The sequence below is a fragment of the Streptomyces sp. NPDC096132 genome (assembly GCF_044763345.1).
Taxonomy (GTDB): domain Bacteria; phylum Actinomycetota; class Actinomycetes; order Streptomycetales; family Streptomycetaceae; genus Streptomyces.
On sequence record NZ_JBIWGA010000003.1, the window covers coordinates 330,400 to 352,114 of the forward strand.

Annotated in this window: 19 protein-coding genes; 13 read left to right on the forward strand and 6 right to left on the reverse strand. The window is 72.8% G+C overall.

Features of this window, described 5'->3' with window-relative positions; genetic code table 11:
* The first annotated feature begins 35 nt into the window (after window positions 1–35).
* Window positions 36–926, forward strand: coding sequence for an NAD(P)H-binding protein (locus ACIRF9_RS09245; protein WP_403818525.1), 891 nt, complete (start codon window positions 36–38; stop codon window positions 924–926).
* A 4-nt stretch (window positions 927–930) separates the two neighbouring features.
* On the opposite strand, the gene ACIRF9_RS09250 is transcribed toward ACIRF9_RS09245, so the two are convergent.
* Complete coding sequence (locus ACIRF9_RS09250; protein ID WP_403818527.1) at window positions 931–1,815, reverse strand: LysR family transcriptional regulator; 885 nt, start codon at window positions 1,813–1,815, stop codon at window positions 931–933.
* 120 nt (window positions 1,816–1,935) lie between these two features.
* On the opposite strand from ACIRF9_RS09250, the gene ACIRF9_RS09255 reads away from it, so the two are divergent.
* The 8 genes from ACIRF9_RS09255 to ACIRF9_RS09290 all read left to right on the forward strand — a co-directional run bounded on the left by ACIRF9_RS09255 (window position 1,936) and on the right by ACIRF9_RS09290 (window position 11,329).
* Entirely contained in the window at window positions 1,936–2,607 is a 672-nt protein-coding gene (locus ACIRF9_RS09255) for a succinate dehydrogenase (protein WP_403819023.1), read from the forward strand.
* 2 nt (window positions 2,608–2,609) lie between these two features.
* Entirely contained in the window at window positions 2,610–4,556 is a 1,947-nt protein-coding gene (locus ACIRF9_RS09260; protein WP_403818529.1) for a fumarate reductase/succinate dehydrogenase flavoprotein subunit, read from the forward strand.
* Window positions 4,553–5,302 carry a succinate dehydrogenase/fumarate reductase iron-sulfur subunit gene (locus ACIRF9_RS09265; RefSeq protein WP_403818531.1) on the forward strand — a complete coding sequence of 250 codons (750 nt, stop codon included), beginning with the start codon at window positions 4,553–4,555 and terminating at the stop codon, window positions 5,300–5,302. Before ACIRF9_RS09260 ends, ACIRF9_RS09265 begins: the two co-directional genes overlap by 4 nt.
* Before the next feature lie 217 nt (window positions 5,303–5,519).
* Window positions 5,520–6,293 carry a GNAT family N-acetyltransferase gene (locus ACIRF9_RS09270; protein WP_403818533.1) on the forward strand — a complete coding sequence of 258 codons (774 nt, stop codon included), beginning with the start codon at window positions 5,520–5,522 and terminating at the stop codon, window positions 6,291–6,293.
* Window positions 6,290–7,126 carry a lysophospholipid acyltransferase family protein gene (locus ACIRF9_RS09275; protein WP_403818535.1) on the forward strand — a complete coding sequence of 279 codons (837 nt, stop codon included), beginning with the start codon at window positions 6,290–6,292 and terminating at the stop codon, window positions 7,124–7,126. Before ACIRF9_RS09270 ends, ACIRF9_RS09275 begins: the two co-directional genes overlap by 4 nt.
* A 90-nt stretch (window positions 7,127–7,216) precedes the next feature.
* Window positions 7,217–8,029, forward strand: a complete 813-nt coding sequence (locus tag ACIRF9_RS09280) for a hypothetical protein (protein WP_403818537.1) — start codon at window positions 7,217–7,219, stop codon at window positions 8,027–8,029.
* The gene (locus tag ACIRF9_RS09285; protein WP_403818538.1) at window positions 8,029–10,215 is read left to right on the forward strand and encodes a bifunctional polysaccharide deacetylase/glycosyltransferase family 2 protein; all 2,187 of its coding nucleotides are present in this window, start codon (window positions 8,029–8,031) and stop codon (window positions 10,213–10,215) included. The genes ACIRF9_RS09280 and ACIRF9_RS09285 overlap by 1 nt, the downstream gene beginning before the upstream one ends.
* Before the next feature lie 58 nt (window positions 10,216–10,273).
* The gene (locus ACIRF9_RS09290) at window positions 10,274–11,329 is read left to right on the forward strand and encodes an NAD-dependent epimerase/dehydratase family protein (RefSeq protein ID WP_403818539.1); all 1,056 of its coding nucleotides are present in this window, start codon (window positions 10,274–10,276) and stop codon (window positions 11,327–11,329) included.
* Here the strand turns inward: ACIRF9_RS09290 and ACIRF9_RS09295 are convergent.
* From ACIRF9_RS09295 to ACIRF9_RS09310, 4 genes are all read right to left on the reverse strand, one after another.
* Window positions 11,326–12,636 carry a DUF2716 domain-containing protein gene (locus ACIRF9_RS09295; RefSeq protein ID WP_403818540.1) on the reverse strand — a complete coding sequence of 437 codons (1,311 nt, stop codon included), beginning with the start codon at window positions 12,634–12,636 and terminating at the stop codon, window positions 11,326–11,328. The two genes, ACIRF9_RS09290 and ACIRF9_RS09295, sit on opposite strands and share 4 nt — an antisense overlap.
* Window positions 12,633–13,646, reverse strand: coding sequence for an LLM class flavin-dependent oxidoreductase (locus tag ACIRF9_RS09300; protein WP_403818541.1), 1,014 nt, complete (start codon window positions 13,644–13,646; stop codon window positions 12,633–12,635). Before ACIRF9_RS09300 ends, ACIRF9_RS09295 begins: the two co-directional genes overlap by 4 nt.
* Before the next feature lie 45 nt (window positions 13,647–13,691).
* Window positions 13,692–15,086, reverse strand: coding sequence for an FAD-binding oxidoreductase (locus tag ACIRF9_RS09305; protein WP_403818543.1), 1,395 nt, complete (start codon window positions 15,084–15,086; stop codon window positions 13,692–13,694).
* Window positions 15,087–15,214: 128 nt separating this feature from the next.
* Window positions 15,215–16,867, reverse strand: coding sequence for a LuxR C-terminal-related transcriptional regulator (locus ACIRF9_RS09310; protein ID WP_403819025.1), 1,653 nt, complete (start codon window positions 16,865–16,867; stop codon window positions 15,215–15,217).
* A gap of 280 nt (window positions 16,868–17,147) precedes the next feature.
* Here ACIRF9_RS09310 and ACIRF9_RS09315 point away from each other — a divergent pair, with 280 nt between their 5' ends.
* The gene (locus ACIRF9_RS09315) at window positions 17,148–17,639 is read left to right on the forward strand and encodes a hypothetical protein (RefSeq protein WP_403818544.1); all 492 of its coding nucleotides are present in this window, start codon (window positions 17,148–17,150) and stop codon (window positions 17,637–17,639) included.
* Between the two features lie 22 nt (window positions 17,640–17,661).
* On the opposite strand, the gene ACIRF9_RS09320 is transcribed toward ACIRF9_RS09315, so the two are convergent.
* Window positions 17,662–17,877, reverse strand: a complete 216-nt coding sequence (locus ACIRF9_RS09320) for a dodecin (protein ID WP_403818546.1) — start codon at window positions 17,875–17,877, stop codon at window positions 17,662–17,664.
* A gap of 290 nt (window positions 17,878–18,167) precedes the next feature.
* Between ACIRF9_RS09320 and ACIRF9_RS09325 the strand changes: the two genes are divergently transcribed.
* The 3 genes from ACIRF9_RS09325 to ACIRF9_RS09335 all read left to right on the forward strand — a co-directional run bounded on the left by ACIRF9_RS09325 (window position 18,168) and on the right by ACIRF9_RS09335 (window position 21,344).
* The gene (locus ACIRF9_RS09325; protein ID WP_403819027.1) at window positions 18,168–19,529 is read left to right on the forward strand and encodes an exopolysaccharide biosynthesis polyprenyl glycosylphosphotransferase; all 1,362 of its coding nucleotides are present in this window, start codon (window positions 18,168–18,170) and stop codon (window positions 19,527–19,529) included.
* Window positions 19,530–19,638: 109 nt separating this feature from the next.
* Window positions 19,639–20,205, forward strand: coding sequence for a putative colanic acid biosynthesis acetyltransferase (locus ACIRF9_RS09330; protein ID WP_403818547.1), 567 nt, complete (start codon window positions 19,639–19,641; stop codon window positions 20,203–20,205).
* Window positions 20,202–21,344: a glycosyltransferase gene (locus ACIRF9_RS09335; RefSeq protein ID WP_403818549.1), complete on the forward strand. Its 1,143-nt coding sequence runs from the start codon at window positions 20,202–20,204 to the stop codon at window positions 21,342–21,344. Before ACIRF9_RS09330 ends, ACIRF9_RS09335 begins: the two co-directional genes overlap by 4 nt.
* Window positions 21,345–21,715: the final 371 nt, after the last annotated feature.

Below are 21,715 nucleotides of genomic sequence, written 5' to 3' on the forward strand. Positions count from 1 at the left end.
AGGCATCCCAACAGAGCCTGTTCCAGGAGCAGTTCATGATTGTCGTCACCACACCCACCGGGCAGATCGGCCGTGAGGTCGTCGCCCGCCTTCTCGACGCGGGCGAGGGCTCCGCACCGGTCAGGGTGATCGTCCGCGACCCCGCCGCCCTCGCCCCGCGGGTCCGCGAGCGCGTCGAGGTCGTCCAGGGGTCGCACGCCGACCCCGCCGTCCTGAAGGAGGCCTGCCAGGGTGCCGACCGGGTGTTCTGGCTGGTGCCCCCGACGCCCGGCGCCGACGGCGCCGACGGCTACTTCGAGACCTTCACCGAGTCGCTGCGCGAGGTGATCGCGAGCCAGGCCGTCGAACGGGTCGTGGCCGTGTCGACCCTGGGCCGCGGCGTCGCCCGGAACGCCGGACCGATCTCGGCCTCGCTGGCCATGGACGAGGCGATCGCCGCGACGGGCGTGCACTACCGGGCGCTGTGCCCGCCGTTCCTGATGGAGAACCTGCTCCGGCACGTGGCCTCGATGCGCGACGAGGGGGTGTGGCCCTCGGCACTGGTGCACGACCGGGTGATACGGACCTGCGCCACCCGAGACGTCGGCGCCACCGCCGCCCGGCTGCTCCTCGACGACACCTGGACCGGGAACGCCGACGTGCCGCTGGTGGGCCCCGACGAGCTCACCCCGGACGGCATGGCGCGGGTGGTCTCCGAGGTGCTGGGCCGACCCGTACGCGTGCAGCGGCTCACGATCGCCGACCTGAAGGCCGCGCTGACGCGCTTCGGGGCGAGCGAGGGATGGGCGCAGGGCGTGGCCGACATGACGGATGCCCAGAACGTGCAGGGTTTCTACGGCGCCGTACAGCCCAGCACGCCCGACACCGCCCCCACCGGCCTGCGCCAGTGGTGCGAGGAGGTCCTCCGGCCGGCGGCGCGGAGCTGACCGCTCACCGCTCCAGCAGCATCCGCTGAAGTTCCCGCGCCGCCCGCGGCGGTGCCACGTCGCTGCGGTGCGCGAGGGCGATCGTGCGGTGCAGACCGGGCCGGGCGAGCGGGGTGACCCGTAGGCCCCGGCCCGACCGGGCCGCCACCATCCGGGGCACCACGGCCACCCCGAGCCCGGCCCGGACGAATCCGAGGACCGCGTCCATCTCCCCGCCCTCGACCGCGAAGGCGGGCTCGAACCCCTCCGCCCGGCACGCGGCCACGGTGAGTTCCCGCAGGTCGTAGCCGTGCCGGAACATCACGAGCCGCTCGCCCTCCAGATCGGCGATCCGCACGGTCCGCCGTCCGTCGCCCGGCTTGGGGGCCTCGGGGGAGGACACCACGACCAGGTCCTCCCGCAACAGCTCCACGGTGGTCAGCGCCGGGGAGGGGGTCGGCAGGGGCAGCACGACCAGGGCGAGGTCGAGGGCGCCGCGGGCGAGCTGCCGTACGAGATCGTGCGAGCCGCCCTCCTCGATCAGCAGCCGGATCCCCGGATAGCGGTCGTGGAAGGCGCGCAGCACGTCCGGCAGCAGACCGGTGCACAGACTCGGGGTGGCCCCGAGCCGCACCCGCCCGCTGCGCAGCTGCACCAGCTCCTGCACCTCGTACCGGGCGGTCTCGGTGTCCGCGAGGATTCGCCGGGCCAGCGGCAGCAGCGCCTCGCCCGCGTCGGTGAGCGTGATGTTGCCGCGCGCCCGCAGGAACAGATCCGCCCCCAACTCCCGTTCCAGCGCCCTGATCTGCTGCGACAGCGACGGCTGGGCGACATGGACGAGCTCGGCGGCCCGGGTGAAGTGCCGGGTCTCGGCCACCGCCACGAAGTACTGGAGCTGCTGGAACTGCACCCCCTCAGCATAGTCCGTGCCTATGGAAACGAGCCGGTTCATGTCTTGGACCGATGGGGCCGAACGGCCCTAGCGTCTGGAGACATGGCTCTGGCAACGCGGACGGACCGACGGCCGTCCATGGCGCGCACCGTGTGGGACTCCTCCGTCGGCAAGAAGACGGTGATGGCCGTCAGCGGCTTGATCATGCTGCTGTACCTGGTCGCCCACGTCATCGGCAATCTGAAGATCTTCTTCGGTGCGGAGGAGTTCAACCACTACGCGCACTGGCTGCGCACGGTCGGCGAACCGTTCATGCACTACGAGTGGACGCTCTGGCTGGTCCGCGTGGTGCTGGTCGTGGCCGTGATCGCCCACGCGACGTCCGCGTACCAGCTCAGCCGCCGCGACCTCAGGGCGCGCCCCAGCAAGTACGTGCACAAGAAGCCCCGGGCGAGCTACGCCACCCGCACCATGCGCTGGGGCGGGATCATCCTCGCCCTGTTCATCGTCTGGCACATCCTGGACCTGACGACCGGCACCGTGCACCCCGGCGGCTTCCAGGAGGGCCACCCGTACCAGAACGTCGTGGACACCTTCTCCACCTGGTACGGCAACGTCATCTACATCGTCGCGATGCTCGCGCTCGGCCTGCACATCCGGCACGGCTTCTGGAGCGCCGCCCAGACCCTCGGCGTCGGCAGCCGCACCCGCGACCGCGCCCTCAAGGCCACGGCCGACGTCCTCGCGCTGCTGCTCACGGCCGGCTTCATCGCCGTCCCCGTGGGCGTCATGACCGGAGTGGTGAGCTGAACATGACCTACACCGAGTACGCGGCCGGCGAACCCCTCGTCGACACCAAGGCCCCCTCGGGCCCCGTCGCCGAACGCTGGGACACGCGCCGCTTCGAGGCCAAGCTGGTCAACCCGGCCAACCGGCGCAAGCACACGGTGATCGTCGTCGGCACGGGCCTCGCCGGCGGCTCGGCGGGCGCCACGCTCGCCGAGCAGGGCTACCACGTCGTCCAGTTCTGCTACCAGGACTCCCCGCGCCGCGCCCACTCGATCGCCGCACAGGGCGGCATCAACGCGGCCAAGAACTACCGCAACGACGGCGACTCGATCCACCGGCTCTTCTACGACACCGTCAAGGGCGGCGACTTCCGGGCACGCGAGTCCAACGTCCACCGGCTCGCACAGATCTCCGTCGAGATCATCGACCAGTGCGTGGCCCAGGGCGTGCCGTTCGCCCGCGAGTACGGCGGCCTGCTCGACACCCGCTCCTTCGGCGGCGTGCAGGTGTCCCGGACCTTCTACGCCCGCGGCCAGACGGGCCAGCAGCTGCTGCTCGGCGCCTACCAGGCCCTCAGCAGGCAGATCGCCGCCGGGAACGTCGAGATGCATCCGCGCACCGAGATGCTCGACCTGATCGTCGTCGACGGCCGGGCGCGCGGGATCGTCGCCCGGGACCTGATCACCGGGAGGATCGACACCTACTTCGCGGACGCCGTCGTCCTCGCCAGCGGCGGCTACGGCAACGTCTTCTACCTGTCGACCAACGCCATGAACTCCAACGCCACCGCCGTCTGGCGGGCGCACCGGCGTGGCGCGTACTTCGCCAACCCCTGCTTCACGCAGATCCACCCGACCTGCATCCCGCGCACCGGCGACCACCAGTCGAAGCTGACGCTGATGAGCGAGTCGCTGCGCAACGACGGCCGGATCTGGGTGCCGAAGGCCAAGGGCGACACCCGCCCGGCGAACCGGATCCCCGAGGACGAGCGCGACTACTACCTCGAGCGCATCTACCCGTCCTTCGGCAACCTGGTCCCGCGTGACATCGCCTCCCGCGCCGCCAAGAACGTCTGCGACGAGGGCCGGGGCGTCGGCCCCGGCGGCCAGGGCGTCTACCTGGACTTCGCCGACGCCATCGAGCGCATGGGCCGCAAGGCCGTCGAGGCCAAGTACGGCAACCTCTTCGACATGTACCAGCGGATCACCGACGAGGATCCGTACGAGGTGCCGATGCGCATCTACCCGGCTGTGCACTACACGATGGGCGGCCTCTGGGTCGACTACGACCTCCAGACCACCGTCCCCGGACTGTTCGCGATCGGCGAGGCCAACTTCTCCGACCACGGCGCGAACCGGCTGGGCGCCTCCGCGCTGATGCAGGGCCTGGCGGACGGCTACTTCGTCCTCCCGGCCACGATCAACGACTACCTCGCCCGCAACCCGCACCAGGACGCGGTGACCGACGCGCACCCCGTCGTCCAGGAGGTGCTGGCCGAGACCCAGGACCGGCTGAACCTCCTGCTGTCCGTGGACGGCGACCGCACACCCGACTCCTTCCACCGCGAGGTGGGCGAGCTGATGTGGGAGTTCTGCGGCATGGCCCGCACGGACGCCGGACTGCGCAAGGCGCTGGAGCGCATCCCGCAGATCCGCGAGGAGTTCTGGCGCCGCATCAAGGTCCCGGGCACCGGCGAGGAGTTCAACCAGTCCCTGGAGAAGGCCAACCGGGTCGTCGACTACCTGGAGCTGGCCGAGCTGATGTGCCTCGACGCCCTGCACCGCGCCGAGTCCTGCGGCGGCCACTTCCGCGAGGAGTCCCAGACCCCGGACGGCGAGGCGGCCCGCAGGGACGAGGAGTTCGCGTACGCGGCCGCCTGGGAGTTCACCGGCACCGGTGCGGCGCCCACCCTGCACAAGGAAGACCTGGTCTTCGAGTACGTCCACCCCACCCAGCGGAGCTACGCATGAAGCTCACCCTGCGCGTCTGGCGGCAACGCAACGCCGACGCCGACGGCGCCATGTCCACGTACGAGGTGGACGGCATCTCGCCCGACATGTCCTTCCTGGAGATGCTCGACACGCTCAACGAGGAACTCATCCTGCGCGGTGAGGACCCGGTGGCCTTCGACCACGACTGCCGCGAGGGCATCTGCGGCGCGTGCAGCCTGGTGATCAACGGGGACGCGCACGGCCCCGAGCGCACCACCACCTGTCAGCTGCACATGCGGTCCTTCCAGGACGGCGACACGATCGACGTGGAGCCGTGGCGGGCGTCCGCGTTCCCGGTGATCAAGGACCTGGTCGTCGACCGGTCGGCGTTCGACCGGATCATCCAGGCCGGCGGATACATCACCGCGCCGACGGGCTCCGCGCCGGAGGCGCACGCGACGCCGGTGCCGAAGCCGGACGCCGATTTCGCGTTCGAGCACGCGGAGTGCATCGGCTGCGGGGCGTGTGTCGCCGCGTGCCCGAACGGCGCGGCGATGCTGTTCACCTCGGCGAAGATCAACCACCTGAACGTCCTGCCGCAGGGGGCACCCGAGCGTGAGACCCGGGTCCTGGACATGGTGGCGCAGATGGACGAGGAAGGCTTCGGCGGCTGCACGCTGACCGGTGAGTGCGCGACGGCTTGCCCGAAGGGCATTCCCCTGGTGTCGATCACGAGTATGAACAAGGAGTGGCTGCGGGCTACGCGGAAGGTGGGGAGGAGGTAAAGCCGTCGGCGGGTGCGGGTCCGTGGGGGCTGGTCGCGCAGTTCCCCGCGCCCCTTCAGGGCGTTGCCCTGCCGTTTCCCGGAAGAGGCACGAACGCCTGGCATTCAACATTCCCACATCCGTTCTCCCGGCACCGGTCACGTACACGCCAACCAGGGTCGGGAGAAACAGGGGGAGCGCCACCGTCCCCGATGTGGCCCGTGTCCAGGAGTGAGCCATGACCGGCGTTTCCACGCTCGACCGTCCCCAGCAGTCCACGGCACCCGTCCGCTACACCGTCACCCTGGCCCGCGACGAGGCCGATGTGCGGGCCGCCCAGCGGCTGCGGCACGACGTGTTCGCCGGTGAGATGGGCGCCCTGCTGTCCTCCCCGCAGCCGGGCCTCGACGCCGACCCGTTCGACGCCTACTGCGACCACCTGCTGGTGCGCGACACGGAGACCGGTCAGGTCGTCGGAACGTACCGGCTGCTGCCGCCGGAGCGGGCCTCGGTCGCCGGACGCCTCTACTCGGACGGCGAGTTCGACCTGACCGCGCTCGACCCGATCCGGCCCGGCCTGGTCGAGGTCGGCCGCTCCTGTGTGCACCCCGACCACCGCGACGGCGCCGTCATCGGCCTCATCTGGGCCGGCATCGCCCGCTACATGGTGGACCGCGGCCACGAGTGGCTGGCCGGCTGCTGCTCGGTCCCGCTCGCCGACGGCGGCGCCCTCGCGGCGGGCACCTGGGACCGGGTGCGCGAGAAGCACCTGGCCCCCGAGGAGTTCCGGGTACGTCCGCTGCTGCCCTGGGTGCCCCGGGAGGCGGCGCCGGCCGCCCGCACCGAACTGCCCGCCCTGCTGCGCGGCTACCTCCGCCTCGGCGCCTGGGTGTGCGGGGAGCCCGCGCACGACCCCGACTTCGGCGTCGCCGACATGTACGTGCTGCTCTCCATGCGCCGGGTCAACTCGCGCTACCTGCGGCACTTCCTCTCCCTCGTCCCCGCGTCATGAGCGTCTGGCTGCCCGGCGCGCCCTGCACCCCGCGGGCGTGCGTCGAGGCGACGGCGTCCGCGACGGCCGTACCCCGGGCCATCCTGCGGGTCACGGCGGTCGTCCTCCTCGTCCTCGTCGGTGTTGTGCTGTCCCCGGCCGGGGCGTGGATCCCGGCCGGGGCGACCCGGCGCTGGAGCCGGGCGGTGGTGCGCGCCGCCGGGGTCCGGATCCGGGTGACCGGCGGGACCGCGCCGCGCACCGGAGGACTGCTGCTCGTCGCCAACCACATCTCCTGGCTGGACATCCCCCTGCTGGCGGGCGTCCGCCCGGCCCGGATGCTCGCCAAGACCGAGATCCGGAACTGGCCGGTGGCGGGCGCGCTGGCCGCGCGCGGCGCGCTGTTCATCGACCGGGACCGGCTGCGCGCCCTGCCCGGCACGGTCGCCCGGATCGCCGAGGCGATGGGCTCGGGGCAGGCGGTCGCGGTGTTCCCGGAGGGCAGCACCTGGTGCGGCCGCGCTCAGGGACACTTCCGGCGGGCCGCGTTCCAGGCCGCGCTGGACGCCGGCGTCCCGGTCCAGCCGGTGCGCATCCGCTACCGGGACGGCCGGGGAGCGGCCAGCACGGCAGCCGCGTACGTCGGCGACGACTCGCTGCTGACCTCCCTGTGGCGGGTGGCCTCGGCGCGCGGACTGGTCGCGGAGGTCGAGGTGCTGCCGCTGATCGAGCCGGGCGGCCACGCCGACCGCAGGACACTGGCCCGGGCCGCCGAGGCCCGCACACTGGGCCGGACGCGTCGGACGCAGGTCGTCGCCCCGGACGCCCGGCACCGCACCGTTCCCGGCCCCTGATCGGCTCGGCTGCTCGTCGCGGTCTCCGGCCCCGTCCGACGGCGGAGGGGCCCCTGCCAGGCATGCCGCGTGCGGACGTACGCTGGCTTCATGTCGCCCAATCCTGCCAAGTCAGGACATGTCGGGGCAGGGTCGTCGACCGGCGCGCGTGCCTCCGTGTTCGTCGACTCCTCGGGCCGGCGTGCGCTGATCCTCCGGCGCACCGGATACGGGTTGGCCGGGTTGGCTGTCGCCTACATCGTGGTGCTGACGCTGAGCCTGATGGGAGCAACACCCTTCGCCCCGCGGACGATCCTGCCCGTCCCCGGGGACGCGCCGGCGCCCGCCGCACCGCAACGGGACCCTCCGGTCCGAACGCCCTCGGCGCCCGGCGACCCCTCGCCGTCGGTCCGCCCGGGGCCGTACGGACCCGGGGTCGCAGCCGGTCCGGACGCCCTCCTCCTTCCGCAGCTCACTCCGCTCGTTCCGCAGCTCACCCCGCTGGTTCCCCAGCTCACTCCGCCGGGCCCGCCCGGTGCTCCGTCCCTCGCGCCCGGCAGCCCCTCGATCACCATCGCGCCGATACCCGTGGCCACCGCCGTACCGGAGGCACCGACGACACCGACTACACCGGCGCCCTCCGCGCCCGGGCAACCCACGACCCCGGCCGGCGATCCGCCCACGCCCACACCGGAACCCGGCACCGGCGGCACTCCCGTCCCACCCTCGCCGTCACCTGAGCCCGCTCCGGAAACCAGTGCCCCCTCCGCCCCACCGTCACCCGAGCCCACCACACCTACGCCCCAGCCCACCCCGTCGACGACCAGCCCCTCCACACCGTCCGGGACGACCAGCCGCTCCACACCGTCCGGAGAGACGAGTACGCCTCCGGCCTCCGACACACCGCTCGCCGAGGCTCCCTGATGCGTCGGCACCCTCACCGGCCGGTCCGCCGCTCACCGACGTCACCCGGTCCCCGGCGGAGCCGAGCGAGGCTGCCGTTCCGGCACCGCTTCCGCATCGTCGTACCGCTCGTACTGCTGGCCTTCCTCGTCTCGGTCCTCCTGGTCGAGGGGTACACCACCCGGGGCTTCACCGGCGACCAGGCAGGGCGCGCCGCCGGATCGGCAGCCGGCGTCCCCCGGGCGGTCACCGACGGCGGCCCGATCGTCGACACCACCCGCCATCAGCAGCGCACCTACCGCACGCCGGACAAGACGGTGGTCCTGACCTTCGACGACGGCCCCGACCCCACCTGGACGCCTCGCGTACGGGAGGTTCTCGACCACTACGGCACACCCGGCACCTTCTTCGTCACCGGGCAGCAGGTCGCCCGCCACCCCGGAGTCCTGCGCGACCTCATCCGCTCCGGTCACGAGATCGGCGTCCACACCTTCTCCCACCCGGACCTGACCACCCGGTCCGCGAGCCAGGTCGATCGTGAGCTGGCGCTGACCCAGCTCGCCCTCGCGGGGGCCGGGGGCATCAACAGCTCGCTCATCCGGATGCCCTACTCCTCGACCCCGTCCGCCCTGGACGACGCGGCATGGTCCGTGGCCCGGCGCCTGGGCGACAAGGGGTACATCCTGGCCTTCATCGACCAGGACACCAACGACTGGCGACGGCCGGGCGCCGGGGCGATCGTGGACGCGGCCACCCCGAGCGCGCCGGGCCGGGGCGCGGTCGTCCTCCTGCACGACGCGGGAGGGGACAGATCGCAGACCGTCGAGGCTCTCAAGACCCTGATCCCCCGGCTCCAGGCACAGGGCTACCGCTTCGCCACCCTCGCGGACGTCCTCGGCACCGACCGTCTCACCGGCCCCGTCGACACGGCGGAGCTGTGGCGGGGCCGGATCTTCGTGGCCGCCGTGACCGTGTCGGGGACGGCGGTGTCCGTCGCCGGTGTGCTGCTGCTGGTGGTCGGATCACTCGTCCTCGCCCGGTGTGCGCTGCTGCTCGTACTGGCCCGCCGCCATGCCCGTCGGGTCCGGCGTACCCGTGCCGACCCGGGCCGGCCCGTCACCCGGCCGGTCAGTGTCGTCGTCCCCGCCTACAACGAGAGCCTGTGCATCGCCAAGACGCTCCGCTCCCTCGCGGTCGGCGACCACCCCGTCGAGATCATCGTCGTGGACGACGGCTCCGACGACGGCACCGCGGACGTCGCGGAATCACTCGCCGTCGAGGGCGTCACCGTCGTCCGCCGGCCGAACGGCGGCAAGTGGTCCGCCCTCAACACCGGCATCGTGCGGGCCTCCCACGACCTCGTCGTCATGCTGGACGCGGACACGGTCTTCGCCCCCTCGACCGTCCACCGCCTGGTGCAGCCGTTCGCCGACCCCCGGGTCGGCGCCGTCGCCGGGAACGCCAAGGTCGGCAACCGGCGGGGGCTGCTCGGCCGGTGGCAGCACATCGAGTACGTCATGGGCTTCAACCTCGACCGCCGCGCGTACGACCTGCTGCGCTGCCTGCCCACCATTCCCGGTGCCGTCGGGGCGTTCCGCGCCACGGCGCTGCGGGACGCCGGAATGATGAGCGGGGACACACTCGCCGAGGACACCGACATCACCATGGCCCTCCACCGGGCCGGATGGGAGATCCGCTACGCGCAGGACGCCCTCGCGTGGACCGAGGCACCGGCATCGCTGCGCGAACTGTGGCGCCAGCGCTACCGATGGAGCTACGGCACCATGCAGGCCGCGTGGAAACACCGTCACGCGCTGCTCGAGCGCGGCCACGCGGGCCACTTCGGCCGTATCGGTCTGCCGATGCTGGCCGTCTTCCAGATCCTCACCCCGCTCCTTGCCCCACTGATCGACATCCTGACCGTCTACGGCCTGGTGTTCGGCAACCGGCTCGGCACGATGCTGGCCTGGACCGGAGTACTGGCGGTGCAGACCGTCTGTGCCGTCTACGCGTTCCACCTCGACGGCGAACGACTCCGGCCGCTGTGGGCGCTTCCGCTGCAGCAGGTCGTCTACCGTCAGCTGATGTACCTGGTGCTCACCCAGGCCTGCCTCACCGCGGTCAACGGATACCGACTGCCCTGGCAGCGACTCAGGCGCAGCGGAGACGTGATGCTGCCTCCCCAGCCGTCGGCCCGGGAACCGTGACTGTCCGTCGGGCGGTTGTGGTGGGATCATGACAGGCCGACGACCCAGGGGAGCGCGCGTGAGCACAAGCCCGGCCGGCAGAACGGTCCTGGTCACGGGAGGCAGCGGGTTCGTGGCCGCGCACCTCGTGCGGCAGCTCCTGGAACGCGGCCACCAGGTGCGCACGACCGTGCGCAGCACGGCGAACACGGCGAAGGTCGCCCCCCTGCGCGCCCTTCAGGACGAACACCCCGGTCGGCTCGACCTCTTCGAGGCGGACCTGCTGAAGGAGGGCTCCTTCGACGAGGCGATGAAGGGCTGCGCGGTCGTCTTCCACGTGGCCTCGCCCTTCCTGATGCCCGAGCGGATCAAGGACGGGCAGCGGGACGTCGTCGACCCGGCCCTGAGGGGCACCCGCAACGTCGTCGCGTCCGTCGACCGCACAGAGAGCGTCGAGCGCCTGGTCTTCACCTCCACGGTCGGCGCGATCTTCGGCGACTACGCGGACGTCGACCACATGGACGACCGCGTCCTGTCGGAGAAGTACGTCAACACCACCAGCACGGTGGAGAACAACCCGTACCACTACGCCAAGACGGTCGCCGAGAAGGCCGCCTGGGACGCCGAGGCCGCGCAGAGCCGCTGGCGCATGGTCTCCCTCAACCCCGGCCTGATCCTGGGCCCCTCCCTCACCCCGGCCTCCGACTCGGGCAGCCTGTTCCTCCTCGACGAGCTGTTCAAGGGCTACTTCTTCTACGGCGCCCCCGACTTCAGCTTCACCACGGTCGACGTACGGGACGTGGCCGCGGCCCACATCGCCGCCGCCGAACACCCCGAGGCCCACGGCCGGTACATCCTCGCGGCCGAGGAGATGACCTCCTTCCACCAGATGGCCACCCTCCTGCGCAAGCACCACCCCCGAAGCCTGCGGCTGCCCCGCACGGCCCTCCCGCACTGGCCGGTCCGCATCCTGGGCCCCGCCTTCGGCCTCTCCCAGGACTACATCCGCCACCACCTCGGCATCCGCTTCCGCGTCGACAACAGCAGAAGCACCGGCGAACTGGGCCTCACCTACCGCCCGATCGAGGAGACCCTGGTGGACCACTACCGCTCCTGGCAGGAGCAGCGCCGCTAGCCGGGACCGAACGTCCACACATTGCCCGCCGGGCGGCCGTCGCGCCGCAGGACCGTGCCGAGCAGCTCGGTGAGCTGCTCCTCGACCTCGGCGACGAGGTCCGCGCCGAAGACGCAGAGGGACTCCTCCCGGAAGTTCCCGTAGGTGCCCATGCGGAGATCGGCGGTGACCTGGACGACGTTCTCGTCGATCAGGTAGGAGCAGCCCAGCCACGGGGGCCGGCCCGGACCGCCGACCCGCGTGGGGTCGTACCGGGCGCCGCCGATGTACCACTTCAGGCGGTACAGCCGGTCGCCGGGCCGCCCGCAGGCCCGCAGCCCGCGCGCGATCACCTTCTCCACCTCGGCGAGCAGCGGGTCCCGCCTGGTGTGGTCGACGGCCGCCATGTGCCAGGTGACCGACCCCGGGGGCTCGGCGATGCCGTCGTAGGCGGTCGCGTACGTGACCTCGAAGTGATTCTCGAACCGCTTCCAGATCTCGTCGTGCTCCGGGTCGTCCAGCAACTGCTTCGCGGGCCGCTCCCGGGCCGGTTCACCGGGCGGTGCCCAGCGGTACGTCGTGACCTCGGCGGTCCGATGGAAGCCGGCCCCGAGATGGACGTCGACCAGCTCGCCGCCCGCCTCGGCCACCAGGTACCGGGCCGGGTACCGGCCCCACTGCCCCCGCCCGGCCCACCGAGCCGCCGCGTGCAGCAGCTCGGGGCGGGGTCCGGTGATCCCGCCGATCGACGCGAAGTCCGTACCCGGGACCCGCTCCAGCCAGACCTCGTCGACGGGCCGCCCGTGCCGTTCCACGACCAGGACCTCCATCTCGGCCTCGGCCGCCCGCGCGATCCCGTCGGCCTCCAGCTCCCTCAGCGGCCTGCGCTGCCCGGGCGCGGCGGCGGCCGACGACCGGACGGGTTCGCGCTCGGCGTGGGTGAGGCCCAGCCAGCGGGAGCGTACGGCCGAGGGGTCCTCCGGTGCCGGTACGTCCGCGATGTCGGCCACCAGCAGGCAGCGCGCCGGGCCCGCGGTGAACCCGGCCTCGACCAAGGCCCGCGCGAGCGCCGGGGTGTCGTGGGAGTACACCTTCCACTCCACCGGCTCCACCCGCGCCGCGCACACCTCCTGCTGCCGGCGGACCAGGTCCGGCAGGTCCACCCCGGACAGGTCCCGGTGCTCCACGACCGCGTGTGTGCCGTAGTGCACCCGCACGACCGGCCCGTCCTCCTCGGCGACCGCACCCCAGGGACCCCAGGGCAGTTCCCGGGGCACCCGGCCGCGCAGTCGGTCGTCGTGGACGGACAGCAGCTCTTCCGCGGTCACTCGGTGTTCTTCCCCCGGTTCACGATCCCGGCCAGCCGCCGGTAGGAGTCCAGCAGCGCCTCACGGTCGTACGTGCTGGTCGTGACGAGGATCTCCTGCGCGCCGGTCTCCTTCAACAGGGTTTCCAGCTCGTCGGCCACCTGCTCCTCGGTGCCCGCGACATGGCCGGTCAGGCCGGACTCGTAGACGCCGCGCTCCTTCGCGGTCATCGCGCGGGCCTCGACCCGCTCGGCGGGCGGCAGCGGTGGGAAGGTGCCGTGGGTGCGGGAGTACGCCATCGACCAGGCCTCCGGCAGCAGCAGGCGGCGGGCCTCCTCGGGGGTGGCGGCCACCGCGACCGTGCCCGAGACGACGACGTAGGGCTCCGGCGCCCAGGGGGAGGGGCGGAAGTGGCCGCGGTAGTGGTCGATGCCGCGCCGCATCCGCTCCCGGTCGCGCAGGTCCCCGATCACCATCGGCAGGCCCGCCCGGGCGGCGATCGCCGCGCCCTCGCCCATCGCCAGCACGAACGGCGGCACGGTCAGCCCCTCCGCCGGGTACGCGTGCACCCGGGTCGGTGAGGTGCCCCGGAACCAGCCGAGGAGTTCGTCCAGCTGGGCCGCGAAGTCGCCGGCGTCGTCCTTGTCGCGGCCGAGCGCCTTGCGCACCCCGTCGGTGAAGCCCACCGAGCGGCCCAGCCCCATGTCGATCCGGCCGGGGAAGAGGGACTCCAGCACGCCGAACTGCTCGGCCACGACCAGGGGCCGGTGGTTGGGCAGCATCACCCCGCCGGTGCCGACCCGGATCGTGCGGGTCGCGCCGGCCACGGCGGCCGCGAGGACGGTGGGTGCCGACCCCGCGACCCCGGGGACACCGTGGTGCTCCGAGACCCAGAACCGGTGGTAGCCGAGCCGCTCGGCCTCCCGCGCCAGCGCCACCGTGTCCCGCAGTGCCTTTGTCGCCGTGTGCCCCTCGCGGACGCGGGAGCGGTCGAGGACGGAGAAGCGGGCCGAGGCGATCACGGAGCTCATGACTCGTTCAACACCCGCCGGCCCGCGGGATTCCCGGGAGTCCCCTCAAGGCGCGATGTTGTGGTTCAGCCGGAACAGGTTCCCCGGGTCGTAACGCCGCTTCAGCTCCCTCAGCCGGGTGAAGTTGTCGCGGTAGTTGGCGCGGACGCGGTCCTGGTCGTCGCCGTCCATGAAGTTCACGTAGCCGCCGTCCATGGCGTGCGGTACGAGCGCCCCGTGGAAGGCGCGCACCCAGTCCTTCTGCGCCTCGCACTCCTCCCGGGTGGCCAGGGTGGGGCTGAGCGCGATCGAGAAGTCGGCGTCCCGGTAGGAGAACGCGGTGTCCCGCGGGCCGACGCGGTGGCAGGCGCCGTCCACGGGGAAGACGACCGTCACGCTCTGGATGGACGGGGTCGTGGCGCCGTACTCGACGAACGCGTCGATCACGCCGTCCGGCAGGCTTTGGGTGAAGGCGCCCTTCCAGTAGTGGAAGAGACCGGCGGGGACCAGGTCGTCGAAGAGGGTGTTGATCACCGGGTAGGGCATCCGCTCGAGATGACGTCCCACCACCGGCCCCAGCGCGGCGAGCCGGTCGCGGACCCGGTCGTCCTCGTCCTCCGGCCCGGTCCAGCAGGCGACGACCCCGCACAGCGGCCGCCCGTGCCAGCGCTCGGGCAGGAACGGCACCGGCGGGCCGAGCCCCACGACGAGCACCGCGCCGAGCTTCTCGTCGCCCTCCGCGACCAGCTCGCGGTAACGGCGCAGCACATCCGGGTCGAGCGGGTAGAACGTCGGCCCGCCCAGGACGTCGGCGATCGGGTGCAGCCGGTACGAGAAGGACGTGACGACCCCGAAGTTGCCGCCGCCCCCGCGCACGGCCCACATCAGCGCGCCGTTCTCGTCGGCCCGCTCGTCGGTGCAGGTCAGAAAGGAGCCGTCGGCCGTCACCAGGTCGACCGAGGCGAGGTTGTCGCAGGCCAGACCGCAGCGCCGGGCCAGATGCCCCATGCCTCCGCCGGTCGTGAGACCGCCCACGCCGGTGGTGGAGACGATTCCGCCGGTGGTGGCGAGACCGAAGGCGTACGTGGCGTGGTTGACGTCCGCCCAGGTGCAGCCGCCCTCCACCCGGGCCCGGCGGTGGTCGGGGTCGACGCGGATCCCGCGCATCCGCCCGAGGTCGAGGACGACCCCGCCGTCGCAGGTGCCGTAGCCGGGGACGCTGTGGCTGCCGCCGCGCACCGCGAGCGTCAGACCCTGGTCGCGGGCGAAGTCCACCGTGGCGATCACGTCGCCCGCGTCGACGGCCCGGACGACGAGCGCGGGCCGTTTGTCGTGCATCGCGTTGTAGACCCTCCGGGCCTCGTCGTAGTCCGGGTCCCCGGGCTCGACGACCTCGCCGCGCACGGCCCCGCGGAGCCGTTCGAGCAGCCGGTGGTCCAGGGTGGGTGTGTAGGTGCTCATGGCCGCCACCCGCTCTCTCGATGAGGTGCGTACCCCTCCGGTCTAGACCCCCGATGGGGCGCCCTCATCGCCGGAACCACCCATTCCGAGCGGGCGTGGCATGGGCAGAACGGCCCATGCCGTGCCCCTCATGCCAGCCCGTGCGTGCACGCGTACGCGGTCGCCGCCGCCCGTGAGGACACGCCGAGCTTGGCGAAGATGTTGTTGAGGTGCCGGGCGACAGTGTGCTCGCTGATCACCAGCTCCGCGGCGACGGCCCGGTTCGTGTGGCCCGCGGCCACCAGCCGCAGCACCTGGACCTCGCGCTCGGTGAGCCCGCCCGGCGGCCGTTCGCGCATCGCGCCGAGCAGCGCCGCCGCCCGGCGCTCGTCCGGTACGGCGCCCAGCTCCTCGAACACCCGATGGGCCGCCCGCAGCTCCAGCCGGGCACCCTCCTCGTCCCCGGCGGCGCGCTCGGCGGCGGCCAGCGTCATCCGCGTCTGGGCCGCCTCGTACGGCACCCCGAGCTCCAGCCAGAGCGCCAGCGCCCGGTGCAGCCGGTCCCGGGCACGGTCGAGGTCACCGGCCGCCAGCGCCACCGCGCCCTCCGCCGACGCGGCGCCCGCGTGCGGCAGCGTCACCGTCGAGCCGCTCAGCCGCTGCCACTCCAGGGCGAGCTCCCGCAGCTCCCCGGCCGCCGCACCCGCCTCGTCCGTCCGGCCGAGGGCGAGGGACACCTCCACCCGGGCGGCGAGCAGCCGGCACCGCTCCAGCCGGCCCCGCTGCGCCGGAGGGTGCGCGAGGGCCGCCGCCGAAGCCTCCGCCCTGCCCTGGGCCAGCCGCAGCAGCGCGAGACCGGGCTGCGGATCAAGCCCCAGCTCGTGTGCCCTTGCGTACGCCTCCTCGGCCGCGTCCGCCTCGCCGCGCCGCCGCCTGACCTCCCCGACCAGGTAGAACACCTCGGCGGCCGGCCATCGCTCGTACGGCAGCAGCTCCTCGCAGGTGCGTACGGCCTCGTCGAGCGCCCGCGACCAGTCGCCCCGCAGCTCCAGCACCTCCACCCGGTGGATCCGGCACAGCCCCCGGAAGTTGTTCTCGGCGGGCATCGACGCGCACCACCGCATGGCGGCGTCGGTCCACTCGACGGCGCGGTGCAGGTCGACGCAGGCCATGCACTGCTGCAGGCCCAGGCAGTAGATCCAGCCGGTGAAGAAGGCGCTCAGCTCGCCCGCCGCCGCCGAACACATCGCTTCGTCGAGCACGTCGAGGCCCTCGGCGATCCGCCCCCGCGCGACCAGCACGGACGCCCGCGCCTGCACGCTCATCGCGTGCAGGTCCGGGCTGTCGCAGCGCCGGGCGATCGCGGCCATCCGGCGCGCCGAGGCCATCGCCTCGTCGAACGCGCCGCGCGCCTGCGCCGCCTCGGTGTCGACCCAGGCCAGATAGCACTGCTCCGCGCACTCGGGTTCGCCGCCGAGGTGCTCCCGGGCCCGGTGCAGCCAGCCGGCGGCCACCGCCGGGCGTCCGGCCAGCTGGTGCTCGTAGTGCAGAAGCCAGGCCATGAGCCCGGCCTGCCGGCCGGCGCCCGCCGCCGTGTAGCCGGAGTAGGCCCGCGTCCGCTGCTCGATCGACTCGTCGATCCGGCTCGTCCACCAGGCGGCGTCCGCGAAGCCGGCGTGGTCGTCGGGGGTGAGCCGGGCACCGTCCAGCGCGGACAACAGACGGTAGGCATCGGCCCACGCCTCCCGGGACACGGCGTCCCGGGCCTGCCGCAGAGGGTCCGTGGCCGTCGCCGTGTCCATGGGCGTCGGCGTGTCCGCGGTCGTGGCCGTCACCGTGTCCGTGGCCCGGGCCGTCCGCCCGGCCCTCCGCTCCCTCACACGCGGCTCCCTTCTCGCTCGGCGCGAGCAGGACCGTCCTCCTCAGGATAGGCGGATCCGCACGCGGTGAGCGGGGGCCCGCGCAGTCCGTCGCGGCCCGCCGGGAGCTCCGGCTCAGCCGCCGGGGCGCAGCAGTCCGCGCTCGTAGGCCCTCACCAGGTGGGACAGCTTCCGCTTGGGCACGGCCATTTAGGGTGGGGGTGTGACCGACAGCAGCAGGCGGCCGCTCGCCGTGTTCGATCTGGACAACACGCTGGCCGACACGGCCCACCGGCAGCGGTTCCTGGAGCGCAGGCCGCGCGACTGGGACGCGTTCTTCGCGGCCGCGCCGCAGGACCCGCCGATCCCGCAGGGCGTCGCGCTGGTGCTGGAGAGCGCCGAGGCGTGCGAGATCGTCTACCTCACCGGCCGGCCCGAGCGCTGCCGGCGGGACACGAAGGAGTGGCTCGCCGCGCAGGGACTGCCCGAGGGGCGTATCCACATGCGGCGCGACGCCGATCGGCGGCCCGCCCGGCGCACCAAGCTGGAGATCCTGCGCCGCCTCGCCCGGGACCGGGAGGTGCGGGTCCTGGTGGACGACGACGAGCTGGTGTGCGAGGACGCCGAACGGGCCGGTTTCACCGTCGTCCGGGCGCGCTGGACGGCCCCGGCGCCCGAACTGCGCGAGGCGCAGGAGCGGGAGGGGCGTACCTAGGGCTGTCCCCGGGGTCGGGCGGTCAGTCCGAGTCCTCCAGGCGGAAGCCCACCTTCAGTCCCACCTGCCAGTGCGCGATGTCGCCGTTCTCGATCTGTCCGCGCACCTGGGTCACCTCGAACCAGTCCAGGTTGCGCAAGGTCTGCGAGGCGCGGCCGATGCCGTTGCGGATGGCCTGGTTGATGCCCTCCGGCGAGGTGCCGACGATCTCCGTGACCCGGTAGGTGTGGTTCGACATCAGGTGCTCCTCTCGGCCGTGACGGCGGCGTCACGTCTGTCACGCGTCACTCCACCGTGCCCCAACCCGCGCCGCCCCGCCATGCCACACCGGGACCGAAAAGCCTATTTTCTTACCCTTGTGGTGATATAAGGATCATGTGAGGAATGTGATCTGTGAGTGGGGGTTTGAAGGAGACCATGCGCCGCTTCAGAATCGCGATGTCCCGACAGGCGCCGGTTCCCGTGGCGCGCCAACCCGTCCATCGCGAAGAGACACGGGCACTCTGGTACGGCCCCTTCTCGGTCTGTGTGGACCTGCTGGCCGCGGCCCTGCCGGTCGCGGCGACGATCGTGGAGGTCCATGAACCCCACCCCCTGCGCCTGGCGGCCGCCGCCGCGCTGCTGTGGCCGCTGATCGGCGTGGTGAGCAAGCGTTACACACCCCTGGCCTGGGGCGACGGAGGCGGACTGCGAGCCGTCGCACGGGACTGGCTGGTCCTGGTCGGCGCCCTGGCGACGCTGCGTGTGATCTGCGGACTGGACAGCGTGCCCGACGAGGCGTTCACGGCGCTCATCCCCGCACTGGTGTGCACGGGCGTCTGCCAGAAGGTGATCCACCGTCATCTGCTGGCCGCCCGCCGCAACGCCCGCGCCCTGCGCCACGTCCTGGTCGTCGGCGAGGCCTCGGCACTCGACGCCGTCGTCGGACAGCTCGCCCAGCGCACCGACCACGAGTACGTCATCGTCGGCGCCTGCCCGGTGGGCGAGGACGAGGTGACCTCCGGGGTGCCGGTGTGCGTACGGCTGCCCCGCGAGGCGCCCGAGGCACCCGAGTCGGACGCCGCCGTCGTCCTCGGCGCGGCCGACGAACTCGGCGCCGACCTGGTCTTCGTGGCGCCGGGCCCCCACCTGTCCGGCGAACGGATGCGCCGGCTGTCCTGGGCGCTGTACGACCGGGGCCGTTCGCTCATGGTGCTGCCCGGCATCACCGACGTGTCCCGCCGGCGGGTGCGGCTGACCTCGGCGGCGGGCCTCACCCTGCTGCACATCGCCCCGCCGCTGCAGCGCGGTGCGCACAGCGTCACGAAGGCGCTGGTGGACCGGGTGGGCGCCCTGCTGCTGATCCTGCTGCTCTCACCGCTGCTGCTCGTGCTGGCACTGGCCGTCCGGCTCGGCTCACCGGGCCCGGTCCTCTACCGCCAGACCCGGGTCGGCCGGCACGGAATGCGGTTCGCCATGTGGAAGTTCCGCACCATGGTGGTCGACGCGGACCGCCTCAAGAGCGGGCTGGAGGGGGAGAACGAGAACGACGGGCACATGTTCAAGATGCGGCACGATCCCCGGGTCACCCGGGTGGGGCGCGTCCTGCGCCGCTACTCGCTGGACGAGCTGCCCCAGTTGTTCAACATCGTCTTCGGCCACATGTCCCTGGTGGGTCCCCGGCCGCCGCTGCCCGAGGAGGTCGTGAAGTACAACGGCATCGAGATGCGCCGGCTCAACGTACGGCCGGGCCTGACCGGCCTGTGGCAGATCAGCGGACGCTCGGACCTGTCCTGGCGCGAGACGGTCGCCCTCGACCTGCGCTACGTCGACAACTGGTCGCTGTCCGGGGACGTGAACGTCATGGCCCGCACCGTACGCGCGGTGCTCAACGGCCAGGGCGCGTACTGACGCCGGGCGTGGCCTCCCCCGGGGGCCACGTCCGCCATCCGGGCAGGTCTGCCGCCAACACGCGGTTCACCGGAGGTGATCCGTCCCCGGGGCCGTGAAGGATCGCGTCATGGTACAGACCACATCCGTCCGGGACGCGACGCACCGGCCCGCCGTGGCGCGGCACCTGCGCGGCTTCACGGGCGCCGGATACGACAAGGGGCGCCCGCTGCCGACGCAGGCCGCCTGGTTCGCCGTCCAGCATCTGCTCTTCGCCAAGTGGTGGTTCCCCGCCCGCTGGCGGCCACCGCTGTTGCGCGCCTTCGGCGCCCGCGTCGGACAGCGGGTGCTGATCCGGCGCGGGGTGCGCGTCCACTGGCCGTGGAAGCTGGACGTCGGTGACGACGTCTGGATCGGCGAGGACGCCTGGATCCTCAACCTCGAACCGGTCGTCATCGGCCACGACTGCTGCGTCTCCCAGAGCGCGCTGCTGTGCACCGGCAGCCACCGCCGGCGCAGCGCCACCTTCGAGTTCGACAACGGCCCCATCAGGCTGGAGCCGGGCAGCTGGGTCGCGGCCCGGGCGGTCGTGCTGCGCGGGGTCACCGTCGGCCGGGACGCCGTGGTCGGGGCCGGCGCCATCGCCCACCGGAACGTACCGGCGGACTCGGTCCTGACGGCGGGAGGCGCCGTATGAGACTGGTCCACGTGGTCACGCTCGTCAGCGACGACGGGGCCTTTGGCGGTCCTACGAGCGTGGCGGCCGCCCAGCTCGAGGAGTGCGCCGCGCGCGGTCACGACGTGACGCTGGTGGCGCTGTGGCGGGCCAAGGGTACGGCCCGGGCCCCGGAACGGGTCGGAGCCGGGGGAGTCGTTCCCTTCGTCTCCCGCCCGGCCTGGCGCGTCGTCCCCGGCCGGGGCTGCCTCGGACTCATGCACCCCCTGCTGCTGTGGGACCTGTGGCGCACCCTGGGCCGCGCCGACGCCGTCCACCTCCACGCGGGCCGCGACCTGGTCTCCCTCGCCGGGCTGGCCATGGCCCGGCTGCGGCGCAAGGACTACGTCACCCAGACCCACGGCATGGTCGAGCCCCGTACGGCCCCCGTGGCGCGGATCTTCGACCGGCTGTTCGTGCCCCTGCTGCGCGGCGCCCGCGGCTGTCTCGTGCTCACCGAGCGCGAGCGGCGCGAGCTGGCGGAGGTACTGGGCCCGGACGGGCCACCGTTGCTCTCCCTGCCCAACGGCCTGCGCGTGTCCGCCGGACGGGACACCGACCGGCCGCGCGCCGGCCATGAGGTGATCTTTCTGGCCAGGCTGCACCCGCGCAAACGCCCCGAGGCGTTCGTCGAGATGGCCGCCCTGGTCCACAAGGAGTTCTCCGACGCGCGCTTCACTCTCTACGGAGCCGACGAGGGGTCACTCCCGGGTGTACGGCGGCTCATCGGAGACCGGGGGATCGGCGACGTGGTCTCCTACGGCGGCGCGCTGGACCACTCGGCCGCACTGGAGGCCTACCGAAGGGCCGCCGTGTACGTCCTGCCCAGCGTGCAGGAGCCGTTCCCGATGACGGTCCTGGAGGCCCTGGCCGAGGGAACTCCCGTCGTCTGCACGGACAGCAGCGGCATCGCGGCCGAACTGGCCCGCAGGGAGGCCGCCCTGGTCACCGACGGCAGCCCGGAGGCCCTGGCCGACGCGGTGTCCCGGCTGCTCGCCGACGCGGAGCTGCGCCACCGGCTGGCCGAGGCCGGCCGACGGGCGATCGACGAGGTCTTCTCCATCCGCGCGGTCGTCGACCGGCTGGAGCACCTCTACCGGAACCGTCCAGGACGGACATGACAAAGCGGTTCGGCCGCACGAAGCGGCCGAACCGCCTCCGGTCCAGCACGACGATGGTCGGTCGAACCGCGGCGGGACGGTGCCGCGGGGGTCGGTCGAACCGTGGCCGGATGAGTGCCACGGGGTTGGTCGAACCGTGGCCGGAAAAGCGCCACGGGGTCCGCCGAACCGCAACACGGATCAACGCCACGGCGGTCGGCCGAACCGCTTCCAGTTCAGCACGACGATGGTCGGTCGAACCGCGACGGGACGGTGCCGCGGGGGTCGGCCGACCGTGGCCGGACGAGTGCCACGGGATCGGCCGAACCGCCGTACGGATCGACGCCGCGGCGGTCGGCCGATCCACCGTCGGTTCAGCGCCACGAGGAGCG

What these genes read in the sequence shown, in the direction of transcription:
- ACIRF9_RS09245 (WP_403818525.1), top strand. Translation starts at nt 36, where the DNA reads ATGATTGTCGTCACCACACCCACCGGGCAGATCGGCCGTGAGGTCGTC.
- ACIRF9_RS09255 (WP_403819023.1), top strand. Translation starts at nt 1,936, where the DNA reads ATGGCGCGCACCGTGTGGGACTCCTCCGTCGGCAAGAAGACGGTGATG.
- ACIRF9_RS09260 (WP_403818529.1), top strand. Translation starts at nt 2,610, where the DNA reads ATGACCTACACCGAGTACGCGGCCGGCGAACCCCTCGTCGACACCAAG.
- ACIRF9_RS09265 (WP_403818531.1), top strand. Translation starts at nt 4,553, where the DNA reads ATGAAGCTCACCCTGCGCGTCTGGCGGCAACGCAACGCCGACGCCGAC.
- ACIRF9_RS09270 (WP_403818533.1), top strand. Translation starts at nt 5,520, where the DNA reads ATGACCGGCGTTTCCACGCTCGACCGTCCCCAGCAGTCCACGGCACCC.
- ACIRF9_RS09275 (WP_403818535.1), top strand. Translation starts at nt 6,290, where the DNA reads ATGAGCGTCTGGCTGCCCGGCGCGCCCTGCACCCCGCGGGCGTGCGTC.
- ACIRF9_RS09280 (WP_403818537.1), top strand. Translation starts at nt 7,217, where the DNA reads ATGTCGCCCAATCCTGCCAAGTCAGGACATGTCGGGGCAGGGTCGTCG.
- ACIRF9_RS09285 (WP_403818538.1), top strand. Translation starts at nt 8,029, where the DNA reads ATGCGTCGGCACCCTCACCGGCCGGTCCGCCGCTCACCGACGTCACCC.
- ACIRF9_RS09300 (WP_403818541.1), bottom strand. Translation starts at nt 13,646, where the DNA reads ATGAGCTCCGTGATCGCCTCGGCCCGCTTCTCCGTCCTCGACCGCTCC.
- ACIRF9_RS09305 (WP_403818543.1), bottom strand. Translation starts at nt 15,086, where the DNA reads ATGAGCACCTACACACCCACCCTGGACCACCGGCTGCTCGAACGGCTC.
- ACIRF9_RS09310 (WP_403819025.1), bottom strand. Translation starts at nt 16,867, where the DNA reads ATGGACACGGCGACGGCCACGGACCCTCTGCGGCAGGCCCGGGACGCC.
- ACIRF9_RS09320 (WP_403818546.1), bottom strand. Translation starts at nt 17,877, where the DNA reads ATGTCGAACCACACCTACCGGGTCACGGAGATCGTCGGCACCTCGCCG.
- ACIRF9_RS09330 (WP_403818547.1), top strand. Translation starts at nt 19,639, where the DNA reads ATGGTACAGACCACATCCGTCCGGGACGCGACGCACCGGCCCGCCGTG.
- ACIRF9_RS09335 (WP_403818549.1), top strand. Translation starts at nt 20,202, where the DNA reads ATGAGACTGGTCCACGTGGTCACGCTCGTCAGCGACGACGGGGCCTTT.